Consider the following 12,666-nt stretch of genomic DNA (forward strand, 5'->3'; position numbering starts at 1 on the left):
ACTGTTTTCATTCAGATGATTCGGATTCAAAGCTTTTCTGTTTTATGCATTCGGTGTGACTTCTTGTATATTAAACGACGCTAGCATAGCTTTTGTTGCTTATGCCGTAGTCTATGCTGCTGCCACCCTCTTCTTGCCGCTGCGATTTCCCGCACCAAGGTCATGCGCATTCACTCTATAGCTTACTTGGTTACATACGCTCCCCGGGGATCGCGATCAAATGAACATTGGGATGATGGCCTTCATTGTGAAACGCCGCATACTATCTCAGGTTGTTCGGGTGGAATTTCAATATGCAATATCTCATTTCGCTGGCTACGTAGCAGCGCCTGCCATGCATGCAAATTATCATAGCCAAGCCGCGCCGCGTCCTCCCGCTGGAGGGAAATGACATTTGTCCAAACGTTGCCCGGATGCTCAGCCACCTCTCACGCCACCTGTGACAGCACTACCGGCACGCTAGCGTTAGTGAGTAAGCCGTGTGTGCCTTCTCGCTCCACGCCGGACCGTCCGGCCACGTAACCGATGATCCGATTGCCAAGCAATTCGAGATGCTGCTCCACGACCATGGCAATGAACTCCGACGCATTCTCTAGCGTAGGCGACTGCACATAATCGCTGTATTTGAATAAATCTGTCGTTTCGGGAAGCTGCCGCACGATGGCCGCATTCACCCGCTGCTGCTGAAGCGTAGCGGCCAAATAGAAGATTAATCTTTAAACCGTACTCCGATAGCATGAGTGGTTCTAATGAAACGGAAAGCCTCCTAACTAGGGGGCTTTTTTCTTTGTTTTCTTTTTTCCTACTTCTCTAAAAAAATTACAAAAATTGGTCGAAATTAGAGGAATAAATTCCATTTTTTATTTTTCTGATTTAGTTGCCTTTTTCATTCCTGATCCCCATTTACATAGTGAGAGGAGTGTTACTTTATGAGAACCGATCGTTGGTCTAACGAATCAGTCGAAAAAGCATTCGGCAGCTATGTAAAATCATGTCTTCAACACGCGAGTCGAGATTATTTTGAAAAGCTCCGCCGTGATTCTTCTCATGTGACCCTGCTGGACGCAGTCGCTTACGAAGTGAACATCAGTTTTTGCATCTGCTCAACTCACTCGCCCCGCGTGGAGGATTCTCCTATCTTTGAGCAAGTCATAGAGCAAATGCCATTAAGCTCCACCGAAAAGAAAGTTGTTTATTTCAAATATTACGAAGATAAGACGGACAAAGAAATCGCTCGAATTTTGGGAGTAAGCAGACAAGCCGTTACTAAATCCAAATCCAATATCCTGCTGAAGCTTAAAAGACATTTGGAAATGTAAGGACGAGCTTGTGTCCCGTTCTCGCGGCCCCCCCTTATCGTTGCATCAGAAACCTAAGATAAAGGGAGGATAATTCAATGAACAGTGTATGTCATTTAATCCAATTGGCCCAACGTGGAGACAAAGAAGCAGAAGCAAAACTTATCGCCCGTTACGAACCTGTCATCAATAAATACTCTAGACAGAATGGGTTACTTGATGAAGATTGCAAACAACAATTGATGATCGCATTCATCTTGGCCGTTCGCCGTTTCGATCTTAACCGTTACTCCTGACGTTAATAGCAAGCCATGTTTAGTTGGGATTACTTCTCAATGCATGGCTTGTTATTTTTTTCACTTAAAAATAATCAGAGTTGGTTGCTTTTTGGGTAATATTCTCCCATTTACTATATAGGAGGAACAAAAGGATGCTCATGAAGTGTCTTTTTCCTAACCTTCTAACGTGATCATTGATAACTTCATAAGTCCTGTTTTAAGTACGTTCCTCTTGCCTCTGCTAACATCAGAAGCGACAAAGCGGAGCGCCATGACGGTCTGCGGTCTGTCAGCCAGTAGACCCGAGCGACTAACTATTCGGCTGAAATCATCCTGTGGTGGGATGAATCGCCATAACCCGCAAGAGGGATCATGATACTTCTGCCCGGCCAGCGTCACTGCATTGGGGGCAGCCCGCTCGGATGAGGGGGAGCTTCGTGGAAGATCGGGGCTATGATGCCGTGTAACCGGCGGCAGCTTGAAACAGGCTTTTTTATTCTGATCCAATGGAGATGAAGCATGGGGAAACGACTTTACTATGCGAACGGCCCGCCGCTGTCTGCCTACATACTCTTTTGGGAAGGAGAATTTTCAATATGGAAACCAGCTCGTTACCACAATTTGACCCGCAACACATTATCGCACTTATGTTTCAAAGCTATCCAGACGTAGTCAACGTCACGCAGATGTGTGATATGCTGGGCGGCATCAGCACTAAAACGGCTTATAAGCTCTTGCAGGCCAATCGTATCCAGCATTTCAAAATTGGCAGAGCCTACAAAATCCCCAAAGTCCAGATCATCGCCTACCTTCAATCCATAATAAATCCACAACAGGTTTCGCGCTTCGACGCTTTAATGCATTGAATCGCTTATTGTACTATGATATATTTAGAAGTGTCAATGGTAGGGAGATTTTGGGCTGCTATACCAAGGAGGGACAAGATTAATGATAGCAGGCCACCTACAGGAAAAGAAAGGTCTTTATTATATTGTTTTGAATTGTAAGGATGAGTTTGGAAAGCGCAAGCCCAAGTGGATTCCCACCGGGCTTTCAGTGAAGGGCAACAAAAAGAAGGCGGAAGCCTTGCTGCTGGAGGCGCGGCAAAACTTTGTGGAAACGCCGAAAGTAAGTGGGGAGCCTCCTGAGAACGTAGAGACATCTGACGACGTTGAAGAAGAACAACTCCTATTTGCCGATTTCCTGCTCCAATGGCTGGAGATGATGAAACATCAGGTAGAGTTTACAACCTACGTTGCCTATTACAATGTCATTCATAACCGCGTAGCGCCTTATTTCAGGGAAAAGAACATTTTTTTAAATGACTTGCAGCCTAAGCATATCCAAGACTTTTATAATCATGTGTTGACAGAGCGCGGTGTGACGCCCAACACGGTCATCCATTACCACGCAAATATTCGCAAGGCGCTACAATATGCCTACAAAACGGAAATGATCTCTGCAAATCCCGCAGACAAGGTGGAACGTCCCAAAAAGAATGCATTTGTAGGCAGCTTCTACGACAGCACTGAGATGAACAAGCTATTTGCCGCGGTCAAAGGCGACCCTGTGGAACTGGCGGTGATTTTGGGCGCTTTCTACGGACTGCGCCGCAGCGAGGTAGTGGGACTGAAATGGAACGCTATCAACTTCCAGAACCGGACGCTTACAATTCAGCACACGGTGGTTCCGGTCTTCTTCCAAGGCGAGCAAATGGTGGTGGAAAAGGATCGGGCCAAGAACAAGGCGAGTCATCGTACACTGCCATTGGTGCCAGCCTTTGAGGATCTGCTGCTTCGCATCCGCGAGCAGCAGAAGCAGGATCAGACACTCTACAAATCATCCTACTGCAAGGAATTCCAAGATTATGTCTATCTGGACAAGCTGGGACAGCGGATCAAGGCCGGATATATTACGCAGCACTTTACGATGTTGCTGGCGAAGCAAAACCTACGCCGCATCCGGTTTCACGATCTCAGGCACAGTTGCGCCAGCCTACTTCTGGCCAATGGCGTGAGCATGAAGGAGATTCAGGAGTGGCTGGGACACAGCAATTTTTCCACCACCGCCAATACCTATGCCCACCTGGAATACAGCGCCAAGGTGACTTCAGCCCACGCCATGAGTCAATGCCTTAAGTTTTAAATAAAAAACACCGTACGACTCTCCATTTACACGGAAAATGTGCAGTGTTTTAGCTAAATTTATGCCGAAGACCGGACTCGAACCGGTACGGGGTTACCCCCGACAGATTTTAAGTCTGTTGTGTCTGCCATTCCACCACTCCGGCAGGTCAAGAATGAAATTCGCACCTTTCAGAAAAAGGAGAGAACTTCAGGAGAGAACTTTCAACAACCGTTCTCGCCAAAAACGCTTCAAAGACGCTTTACATCAAGGTTTTTACCGGGTATCTTTCAGCGGGACGCTACGGATTTTAAGTCCTGTGCGTCTGCCAATTCCGCCACCCCGGCAGGGGTAAAATAAACTTTACGCGCGTGACGCGACAAGATATATAATATCATGATTCCGAAGTTGACGCAATCATTATTTTTCTGTACATCCACTCTTCCAGCACTTAGACAAAACACAGCCCGCACCGGCGCTTCACCGGACACGGGCCATTGTCCCTGCTCCAAATTAACGGCGTTCGCCGCTTCTGTTTCTCATGCCGACCAGACCGAACAGGCCGATCAGGCCGAGCCATCCCCAATTGGAATAGTTCGTGCGGGGTGCCACGTTTGTAGCGCGGTATGTGCCGGTACGCGTAGTGCCCAGCGGAGTAACGGCTGTGCCTGGACGGCCCGGCGCAGTCATCGTATTGTCGTTGGTGTACGTGTTGCCCGTATGATAGGTTACCCGGTTAGCGGTCATGCCGCTATTGGTTTCGGTAGCGTTAACCGCTACGCTTCCCACCTCGGCTGCAGATGTATCCTCTGCATAACCGACACCCATCAGACTCATCGATAAAACAGCGCTGCACGCAAGGCTAGCCATCAGCTTCTTTTTCAAAGGTGTGTCCCTCCTTTTATGTTAGTCGCTGTTAGCTTCTCCCCATACGCTCCACTCTATGCAGAGCATTCCGCATTATTCAACCGCTGCCGGGAACACTAACTTACAGAAAGGTGGGATCAACCATGGATATATATTTCGACAGCTACAAAATTGCAGCTCTGGAGAAGCAGGACGACGCCGTTGAGATCATTCGCAGCGCCGAAGCCAGCATAGCTCGATTGACGGGCAGCCCCGTTACGCTGATCGCCTTTGAGAAAAGCGAAGGGACGGAGCGTTAACCCTAAATCCGAACCGCACAGATCGCACAAGCATTCTTGTACTAAAAAGAACAGACGGGCGCGGACTGTCACCCGGGCAGTTCGTTAGCCCGCCCATTTTATCCAGGATACACGTCGATAATGCAGTCCAGCCCGATCCATCTCCACTCGTCCGCCCTTTGCAGCTTGATTTCACGCGAGTGGGCATGAATGGAGGTGACAAACCCGCTCAGCCGCACATCCTCAAAAGAATCGAACAGAACAACCGTTACCCGGACATGCTCCCGCAGCGACAGCGTCAGCGTCCTTTCCATCTCTTCCCGCTTCTGGTCATCGAGCACGGGCGGTTCCCGGCGCAGTACCTCCCGCTGTTCCTCCAGAATCCGCTGCTTGTGCTCAGGCAGCATCATGCGGCTGCTCTCCCAAAGTCCGTTTCCCTCCAGTTTCTTACCCAAAGGGATTCGCCTCCTTTTTTCAACAAATATTCTCCGCCCTCCAACATAGGAACGTATGTTTGTATTATATCCACTATTCCGCTCTTGAATCAACAAGGAAAAAATGACAGCGAAAAAGGCGCTGACAGCTGCTGCAAGCTGCGCGCCTTCTTACCCGGGACGGTTTGATCCGCTCTATTCGCTTTTCTTCGTATCCATCAACCCGGTCGCTTCTCTCGCTTGATTAAGCTTGGAAATGCCGTACAGCATAACAATATCCGCATTTTTATTCATTTGATCGAACTGTTCGGCGGTTACATCGGGAGACACGGCGCTTTCCGAGGCTTCTTTTTTGATCTCATAGGCTTTTTGAAAAGAGTCCTTGGCTTCTGCCAAAAGCTTCTCGACATTATCCGGAAGTCCGGATGGAATCTCTGCGTCATTAGCCTGGTCCGATAAATCGGATGCTGTATCCTGAAACTTCTTGATGGCCTTCTCCAGCTCATCAGCCGTTAACGTGCCTCCCGAGTAGGAAGCAAGCGCTTCGTTAAAATCATCCAAGGATGATTTCGCACTCTGATCAAGTGTCGACATCTCGTCGTAAAATTGCTGAACGCTCTTCTGCACATCTTCATGGGACAATGCAGCTGGCGTTCCTCCGCCGCAGGCGCTAAGCAGTGCAAGTAGTATTGCCGCGACTGCCAGTAAGGCTGTTCTCATGTATCTATCCCTCCTGTTAAAAGGATAGAAAAGATTGCGAAAATACGCAACTGAAAAAATGGGAATCCTCTGTGACAGACTCCCTTAATGGATTATAATGAAATGTACCCCGCCGTTCATTGAAAGGAGATTAAAGTGCGTAGACGAAAGCATAAGACCTATCTTCTAGTCATCATTCTGCTGCTTCTGGTGCTGTCTTACCTCGCTGAAAGAAACGGCTGGAACTTCGAGAATCCTCCTGCCTCCGATTCGGAGGTGGTGCAGCTAATCTTCCCATCAGATGAATACCCGGAGACGGCAGATCATATTGAGGAGGCCATTGATAAGGGTGAGTCCAAAATATGTACGATTGACCGTGGTGGAGCCGAGGAGAACCGCAAAGAATCGCTAAAAGGCGTCCCTACCAAAAAGCGCTACGACCGCGATGAATGGCCTATGGCTATGTGCCAAGAAGGCGGAACGGGCGCGGATATCGCATACATATCACCGGCTGACAACCGTGGTGCGGGCAGTTGGGTTGGCAATCAGCTGGACCAATACCCGGATGGGACACGGATCGAATTCATTATCAAATGACAACCCCTCCAAGCCAAGCTTGAAGGGGCTGCACCGGTTTTCGCTACTAGAGCCAACAGGATTTAAGGATAATAACAAGCAGGATGAAGAGAACCAGAATTGCTCCCGTCGAATTACAAGGATACATTGGTCCATAATTTGCTCCACCAACACCGCCACAATCAGCACCCATGATCGAAAACCTCCTCTGCAATTGAATACAACACAGAATATGTCAAAGGGAAGAATAATGCATGGGCAAAATGGAAATGATCTCATGACGGATGTCCTATTTGTTTTTGGCGTACAGCCAGTTGTAATAACCTGCATGTTTAATCTCGTCGGTCATAATTTCAAATATCCAATCTCGGTACTGGGGATTGATATGCAGATAGATCGTGCGGTATTTTTCAAAAGCTTTTAACTCGCCTAACAAAGCCTTTTCAATCCCCTCTAGATAGCTGGCGGGCAGTTGTTCAGGAGCTCCGTCCGCCACGGCAGGAGCCTTGCCGGTTAATTGTGTATATAAGGTTCTGAACATGGCCCTGTGCTTTCTCTCATCATCACGAATGCCTGTAATAACCTCTTTTTCCTGCGGAGTAGGTGCAAGCTTGATGAGAAAATCATAGAACAATTCATCGTTCCGTTCCCCTTGAATGGATTGCTGGATAAGCGTAATCACCATATCGCTGCTACGATGGTACGGCCAATTGGCTAACCCAGGCTGGGGAATAACATAAGGTTGATAATACATAACTGGATGACACCGCCTTAACTGAGGTTTGAACCACTTCGTTTACAGGGTATTCACCCATTGACCTGAGAGTGCCTAATGGCCGCCCTTAGATTTTGCCAGCAAAAAAGGCCAACCAGAAATCTCTGATTGACCTCAATATTACGAAGGGCAAGCTAAAACTAGACAAGCGGCGATTCAATCAATGTAGCGAATTTGAATCGGTGTGTATGACCATCGACCAATGTAGTCCGGCCTGTTACAAAGTGTACGTGTTTGCCATTTCCGACTGGAATAGCCGGTCCCGTTCTAATTCTTCTCAGATTATGAAAATGGTCCAGAAAATCCGTTCTTTCGAGGTTAATTTCATGGACATGAGTATTTCCTACCCGAATCGCTTGCCCAGTAACGCCTGCAAAGCGGTGGTTATGCCGGTCTTCGCCTGCTTCAGCCAGTTGAGTGCTGCCTTCAAATTCATGTACATGTCTCTGTGCCTGTCTAGGAGTTATTGCTTTCTTCTTTACTGTGGGCCGTTTCTTTTGCATCCGTTGTATTCCTCCTTAATGGTTATGCGATATCACCACATCCTATTAAGGCAAACATAGACAAGTGCTGGGCGGACTCCCAACTATCTTTGGCATCATTGCCGTTTATCGTCTTCGGTAGCCGTCACCCCGCGCAATCGCGAAAAAAATAAGCAGCACCACTATTGCGCCGACAATCGACGGTACGACATAAAATCCTCCTACAACCGGTCCACGATCCCCAAGCAGTTCTGTACCCAACCAAGATCCAACGAACCCGGCCATAATATTACCGGCCAAGCCTCCCGGCACATCTCTGCCAATCAGGTTGCCGCTTAACCAGCCAATCAGCCCGCCAATAATCAATACCCAGAGCAGATCCATCCAATCGCCCCCTTTCCAGCTGTTTGTTCAAAATATGTTTGGGAATGGAATGGGTGACGCTCTTTCCTGATGAGCCTACTCACAAAAAGCTTGGAGCAAGCATAAAGTGTGGTACAGAAGATGCGCCAATTATCCTTTTTCAAGATAAAGCTTAGGGAGGAAGGGAAAATCATGGATCCTCTCGGAAAACGCAAAAATTCAAGCCCCAAAAAGAAAACCGCAGGTTCCTCACTTAAGGAAAGTAAAGGGCTTGAATTAACCGTGGCCGCGCTTTTGTTGACCGGAAAGCTTAAAGTGGATTCCGTGCAATTGTACACTGACGCTTCTCTATTCATCAGCCTGGTAGGCAAATACAAAAAATTAAGCGATTTAAGCGACAGCAATGTCGAAAAGCTGGTTAACTTCATGAACGATAACGGCAGCTTAACATTGAACGATCTAATGGAAGCATTAAAAAAGAAAACCGGGAACAATAAATAATCTCACGAAAAAGGCGGGGAATCTAATGAGCGGCTTCGACGGAGAAAGTTTTGCCGGAAACATTCTACTTATTATCGTTATTGCTTTGCTGATTTTTGGATCAACGGATATCGAGACTTTAACCGGCGCTCCAGCTTCATCTGAATAGATCTTCGCGGACGCGAAATAGCCCTATGGGTGGGTTTCTTGATAATCTAAAGGAAAAACCAGCGCTATACTATGAAAAGTGATATGCGCTGGTTTTTCCTTTGTTATTTATCTTATGACTTACCAACTAGCCTTTTTGACACCAGGGATCTGGCCTTTATGAGCAAGCTCGCGGAAGACGATGCGGGATACGCCAAATTTGCCGATATATCCTCGCGGTCTGCCACTTACCGCACAACGATTATGAAGCCGGGCAGCCGAGGAATCGCGGGGAAGCTTCTGCAGAGCGGTATAATCCCCTTTTTCTTTCAGTTCTCTCCGTTTCTCTGCATACCTGACTACTATTTGCCGCCGCTTCATCTCTTTTACCACCTTTGATTTTTTGGCCATTATTCTCGTTTCACCTCCTTTTGAACCCAGTCTAATCCGCACAATCGCCGCATATTCCGTAAACTTCGAATTTATGACCCATCACTTTAAATGATTCCGGCGGTTTAATCCCGTTCTCAATGGGACAGAACTCAAGCGGATACGTTCTATGGCAGCTCGTACAAATAAAGTAATGAAGGTGTTGATCCGGGTTGACCTTCAATTTGAAACGAACCCCTTCGTTGAAATTAAACTGCTCGATCAACCCGATATCAACGAGCAATCGCAAATTTCGATAAACCGTATCATAGCTCGCTCCCGGAAAAGATTCCGAAATAAACGAATGAATTTGGCGCGGGAGCACAAAACCGGCAGAGAATGAGAATACTTTGGCAATCATTTTTCGCTGCGCCGTCATCCTAATTCCCTTTGCTTCCATTGCTTTTATCATGTTCTCCCATTTATCTTCCATATCCTCATCCCCTTAATCCCGGAATCCGTTCAGGGATTCTTATTCGTTCAAGGCAGCCTTTAAGGCTTCAAGATTTTGCCGCATAATCGCAAGGTAGTTCAGATTATTCGCTATATCGTCTTCCGTTAAGCCTTCAATCGGATTCAATACGGCGGATTTGGCACCGATTTCTGCTGCGATGGTGTCCGCCACGCTTGATGAGACAAGGGTTTCAAAAAAAATCGTTTTGACGTTATGTTCCTTTGCGAATTCCACGATTTCAGCCATTTGGGCGGCAGAAGGTTCCTGATCGGGAGACAGTCCGGCAATCGGCACCTGCGTGAGTCCATACTCCTTGGCCAAATAGCCAAATGCGGCATGCTGGGTAATAAAGTCTTTGCGCTTGACGGCCGCCAGGCTGTCTTTAAATTCCTGATCCAATTCCTCCAGCTTGGCGATATAGGCGTCAGCGTTGGCCTTAAATTCTTCCGCATGCCCGGGAGCAACCTCTGCGAGGCCCGCTTCAATATTGCGGACTTCCTGAACCGCAAGCGCCGGAGACAACCACACATGGGGGTCAAGGCCGCCATGGTCATGGTCCTCTTCTCCCTCTTCATGCTCACCCTCTTCATGGGCGTGGTTATCCTCTTCTTCCACACTCTTCATAAGCTCAATGTTCTTGCTGGCTTCAATCGCCGTTAGTCCGCCACCCTTCGCACTCTCCATGACCTGGTCCACCCAACCTTCCATACCTGCACCGTTATACACCAGAGCATCGGCTTCGGAAATTTCGGCCATGTCCTTCGGTGACGGCTCCCAATCGTGCGGCTCGACGCTTGCCGGAACCAGGTTTTCCACCTCAGCCAAATCACCAGCCACATTGCGGGTGAATTCATACATCGGATAGAAACTGGTTTTGATCAGCAGCTTTTTCGGCGCTGGCGAAGCCTCTAGGACCGGCGAAGGCGAGGCAGCAAGATTTTCGCCCTCACTGACGCCTGCCCCATTGTTGCCGGAACCGCAGCCCGCAACCGCGAGTATAGCGGATAGCGACAATGCAGCAAGGTAACCTTTACGTTTCTTTGTTTTTTTGTTCGTATTCATTATGAAACAACCCCATTTCTATACAATTTTCTCGCCGTACGGCGATATCTGTAGCTGCGTAATTTCTGAAGTACGATTGCCAAGAGCAAAAAAATAACCAGAATCAACGCGATCGTACCCCCGGGCGGAGTATCCAGCATATACGAAGCAGTTAACCCGCTGAACATACCGATCAGCCCAGCTCCAACGGCAATAGCGATTGCGGCCGCAAAACCGGAGGCCAAACGCAACGCAAGCGAGGCAGGCAGAACAATCAGCGCGGACACAAGCAGGACGCCCACAACCGGTATTGCTGCTGCGACCGTCATTCCGGTAAATACCGCGAATCCGAAGGAAAGAAGCGGAACCCGTACTCCGGAAATGATAGCTGTTTCTTCATCGAAGGCCAGATTGTACAGCGGCCGGCGCAGCACGACGAAGAACAGCAAGCCGAGTAACGTCACCAGAGCGATCAGACGGAGCTGGGTATCGCTGACGGCGACAATGGAGCCGAATAGGTAAGAACTGAAGCTTTTACTCCAATTCTGCTTGAGGGTCATCAGAACGACTGCCAGCGCTAGACCGGCAGTCATGATAATTGCGATTGGGAGCTCGCTGTATGTACGGTAAGCCCGGCGAAGCCGCTCGATCATCAGAGCGCCGAGAACCGCAACTATGAACCCGCTGAGTGAGGGATTAAGATTTAGAATTGATCCCAGAGCCACGCCGGCCAGCGACACGTGGGACAGGGTATCAGCCATCAGCACTTGCCGGCGCAGCACAAGGTACACCCCGAGCACCGGGCCGATGACCGCAATCAGACCTCCCGCCCAAAATGCGCGCTGCATAAATTCGTAACCAAACATTGCCATCCCTCGTTCTCCTTTCGCTCCAAATGGATCCGCGTGTCCAGATACGGACTCGTCTCTTCCAACGCGTGTGTAACCATAATGACCGTTCGGCCATGCTGCCGGACATAATGGTTCAAAAGCTCATACAGCCCCGTTCGGCTGGCCAGGTCCATTCCTGTCGCCGGCTCGTCCAGAATCAATATTTCCGGTTCCTGAGCCAGCGCCCGGGCGATACATATACGCTGTTTCTGACCGCCCGACAGCTCGCCGATTTTCCGGTTGCGGTATTCCCACATGTCCACTTCCTTAAGACTTCGTTCGACAATGGCGTTCTCTCGGGAATTAAACCGTCTGAACAGCCCTAGCCGCGTATAACAACCGGAACGCACCAGTTCAATCACCTTGCTGGGGAACCCGGCATTGAAGGAAGAGACTTGCTGCGGCACATAACCAATGGCGATATTTGAACCGTCCTCCCGTTCTCGTGCAAACTGGACGGTTCCACTCCAGGGTTTTAACAATCCTAAAATCAGTTTCAATAAGGTGGACTTGGCTGCACCGTTAGGTCCTGCTATACCGACAAACTGCCCAAAATGAATATCCAGCGATAAATGTTCAATCACCGGTTCATCTTCATATCCGAATACAACATCGCGCAAGGAGGACAAAATCACATCCGCTTCTTCCTTCCCAAATAACGTAATCATAAGAATTTAGCAGGGTAGTCTTTACCGATCCCAAATAGCCGCTTAGAACGGTTTCAGGAATTGGCTTTATTTTTGATGGTTTCTCTTTCCTTGTTCAGCGTGTCTCGCGATGCAAGGTATGTCTCTTCAGTCTTGGGCAGTACTTTCGCATTTCGAGCCTCTCCGGATGAGTCTTTTTGTTCTTAGTCGTAGTGTAATTGCGATCTCCTGTCTCTGTGCAAGCCAATGTAATAACAACTCTCATAAAAAATCATAACTCCCTTATTCGTAATATTTACTATTTGTTGATCGTAACTATTACGAATAATTTTGTCAAGCTTTTATCCTTCTACTTTTTCGTTGGACGATTTGACAAGCGATTCTGCACGACTTATATTTGTCTT

General features: G+C 48.2%; 22 protein-coding genes and 1 tRNA gene. 8 read left to right on the forward strand and 15 right to left on the reverse strand.

From position 1 onward, the window contains the following. Positions 1-242: 242 nt before the first annotated feature. Together PDUR_RS28880 and PDUR_RS18730 are read right to left on the reverse strand one after the other, a co-directional pair. A complete protein-coding gene (locus tag PDUR_RS28880; protein WP_156130518.1) occupies positions 243-425 on the reverse strand; it encodes a hypothetical protein in 183 nt (60 codons plus the stop codon). 3 nt (positions 426-428) lie between these two features. Next, entirely contained in the window at positions 429-701 is a 273-nt protein-coding gene (locus PDUR_RS18730; RefSeq protein WP_042207649.1) for a hypothetical protein, read from the reverse strand. Between the two features lie 228 nt (positions 702-929). Here PDUR_RS18730 and PDUR_RS18735 point away from each other — a divergent pair, with 228 nt between their 5' ends. The 4 genes from PDUR_RS18735 (at position 930) to PDUR_RS18750 (ending at position 3,721) form a co-directional block, all read left to right on the forward strand. Next, on the forward strand, positions 930-1,319 hold the full coding sequence (locus tag PDUR_RS18735) for an RNA polymerase sigma factor (protein WP_042207650.1): 390 nt from the start codon (positions 930-932) through the stop codon (positions 1,317-1,319). A gap of 77 nt (positions 1,320-1,396) precedes the next feature. Next, positions 1,397-1,594: a helix-turn-helix domain-containing protein gene (locus PDUR_RS18740; protein ID WP_042207651.1), complete on the forward strand. Its 198-nt coding sequence runs from the start codon at positions 1,397-1,399 to the stop codon at positions 1,592-1,594. A 578-nt stretch (positions 1,595-2,172) separates the two neighbouring features. Further along, on the forward strand, positions 2,173-2,442 hold the full coding sequence (locus tag PDUR_RS18745; protein ID WP_042207652.1) for a helix-turn-helix domain-containing protein: 270 nt from the start codon (positions 2,173-2,175) through the stop codon (positions 2,440-2,442). An 82-nt stretch (positions 2,443-2,524) separates the two neighbouring features. Next, positions 2,525-3,721 (forward strand): tyrosine-type recombinase/integrase, encoded by a 1,197-nt coding sequence (locus PDUR_RS18750; RefSeq protein WP_042207653.1) that lies wholly within the window; start codon positions 2,525-2,527, stop codon positions 3,719-3,721. A gap of 62 nt (positions 3,722-3,783) precedes the next feature. On the opposite strand, the gene PDUR_RS18755 is transcribed toward PDUR_RS18750, so the two are convergent. Continuing rightward, positions 3,784-3,866 (reverse strand) — tRNA-Leu (locus tag PDUR_RS18755). 347 nt (positions 3,867-4,213) lie between these two features. Further along, positions 4,214-4,585, reverse strand: coding sequence for a WGxxGxxG family protein (locus PDUR_RS29900; protein ID WP_052410304.1), 372 nt, complete (start codon positions 4,583-4,585; stop codon positions 4,214-4,216). Positions 4,586-4,710: 125 nt separating this feature from the next. On the opposite strand from PDUR_RS29900, the gene PDUR_RS29235 reads away from it, so the two are divergent. Next, a complete protein-coding gene (locus PDUR_RS29235; protein ID WP_169744923.1) occupies positions 4,711-4,866 on the forward strand; it encodes a hypothetical protein in 156 nt (51 codons plus the stop codon). Positions 4,867-4,964: 98 nt separating this feature from the next. Here the strand turns inward: PDUR_RS29235 and PDUR_RS18765 are convergent, their stop codons facing one another. After that, positions 4,965-5,300, reverse strand: a complete 336-nt coding sequence (locus PDUR_RS18765) for a YolD-like family protein (RefSeq protein WP_042207654.1) — start codon at positions 5,298-5,300, stop codon at positions 4,965-4,967. A gap of 174 nt (positions 5,301-5,474) precedes the next feature. Continuing rightward, complete coding sequence (locus tag PDUR_RS18770; RefSeq protein ID WP_042207655.1) at positions 5,475-5,999, reverse strand: hypothetical protein; 525 nt, start codon at positions 5,997-5,999, stop codon at positions 5,475-5,477. A 129-nt stretch (positions 6,000-6,128) separates the two neighbouring features. Here PDUR_RS18770 and PDUR_RS18775 point away from each other — a divergent pair, with 129 nt between their 5' ends. After that, entirely contained in the window at positions 6,129-6,575 is a 447-nt protein-coding gene (locus PDUR_RS18775) for a DNA-entry nuclease (protein ID WP_407944318.1), read from the forward strand. Between the two features lie 268 nt (positions 6,576-6,843). Here the strand turns inward: PDUR_RS18775 and PDUR_RS18780 are convergent, their stop codons facing one another. The 3 genes from PDUR_RS18780 to PDUR_RS18790 form a co-directional block, all read right to left on the reverse strand. Beyond that, positions 6,844-7,308 carry a ferritin-like domain-containing protein gene (locus PDUR_RS18780; protein WP_052410305.1) on the reverse strand — a complete coding sequence of 155 codons (465 nt, stop codon included), beginning with the start codon at positions 7,306-7,308 and terminating at the stop codon, positions 6,844-6,846. A gap of 161 nt (positions 7,309-7,469) precedes the next feature. Further along, on the reverse strand, positions 7,470-7,832 hold the full coding sequence (locus tag PDUR_RS18785; RefSeq protein ID WP_042207657.1) for a YmaF family protein: 363 nt from the start codon (positions 7,830-7,832) through the stop codon (positions 7,470-7,472). 105 nt (positions 7,833-7,937) lie between these two features. Further along, complete coding sequence (locus PDUR_RS18790) at positions 7,938-8,195, reverse strand: GlsB/YeaQ/YmgE family stress response membrane protein (RefSeq protein ID WP_042207658.1); 258 nt, start codon at positions 8,193-8,195, stop codon at positions 7,938-7,940. A 171-nt stretch (positions 8,196-8,366) separates the two neighbouring features. On the opposite strand from PDUR_RS18790, the gene PDUR_RS18795 reads away from it, so the two are divergent. Both PDUR_RS18795 and PDUR_RS30120 read left to right on the forward strand, forming a co-directional pair. After that, entirely contained in the window at positions 8,367-8,675 is a 309-nt protein-coding gene (locus tag PDUR_RS18795; RefSeq protein WP_042207659.1) for a hypothetical protein, read from the forward strand. A gap of 25 nt (positions 8,676-8,700) precedes the next feature. Next, positions 8,701-8,823, forward strand: coding sequence for a hypothetical protein (locus PDUR_RS30120; protein WP_269079191.1), 123 nt, complete (start codon positions 8,701-8,703; stop codon positions 8,821-8,823). 119 nt (positions 8,824-8,942) lie between these two features. Here PDUR_RS30120 and rpsN read toward each other — a convergent pair whose 3' ends face one another. The 6 genes from rpsN to rpmG form a co-directional block, all read right to left on the reverse strand. Next, positions 8,943-9,212 (reverse strand): 30S ribosomal protein S14, encoded by a 270-nt coding sequence (rpsN, locus tag PDUR_RS18800; RefSeq protein WP_042207661.1) that lies wholly within the window; start codon positions 9,210-9,212, stop codon positions 8,943-8,945. A gap of 31 nt (positions 9,213-9,243) precedes the next feature. Beyond that, positions 9,244-9,663, reverse strand: a complete 420-nt coding sequence (locus PDUR_RS18805) for a Fur family transcriptional regulator (RefSeq protein ID WP_042207662.1) — start codon at positions 9,661-9,663, stop codon at positions 9,244-9,246. A gap of 39 nt (positions 9,664-9,702) precedes the next feature. After that, complete coding sequence (locus PDUR_RS18810) at positions 9,703-10,746, reverse strand: metal ABC transporter substrate-binding protein (protein ID WP_042207663.1); 1,044 nt, start codon at positions 10,744-10,746, stop codon at positions 9,703-9,705. Further along, positions 10,746-11,597, reverse strand: coding sequence for a metal ABC transporter permease (locus tag PDUR_RS18815; protein ID WP_042207664.1), 852 nt, complete (start codon positions 11,595-11,597; stop codon positions 10,746-10,748). The genes PDUR_RS18810 and PDUR_RS18815 overlap by 1 nt, the downstream gene beginning before the upstream one ends. Next, on the reverse strand, positions 11,543-12,250 hold the full coding sequence (locus tag PDUR_RS18820) for a metal ABC transporter ATP-binding protein (RefSeq protein WP_042207665.1): 708 nt from the start codon (positions 12,248-12,250) through the stop codon (positions 11,543-11,545). The genes PDUR_RS18815 and PDUR_RS18820 overlap by 55 nt, the downstream gene beginning before the upstream one ends. 127 nt (positions 12,251-12,377) lie before the next feature. Next, positions 12,378-12,527 (reverse strand): 50S ribosomal protein L33, encoded by a 150-nt coding sequence (rpmG, locus tag PDUR_RS28220; protein WP_081949587.1) that lies wholly within the window; start codon positions 12,525-12,527, stop codon positions 12,378-12,380. Positions 12,528-12,666: the final 139 nt, after the last annotated feature.

The sequence above is a fragment of the Paenibacillus durus genome, from assembly GCF_000756615.1.
In the GTDB taxonomy this organism is placed as follows: Bacteria; Bacillota; Bacilli; order Paenibacillales; family Paenibacillaceae; genus Paenibacillus_AQ; species Paenibacillus_AQ durus.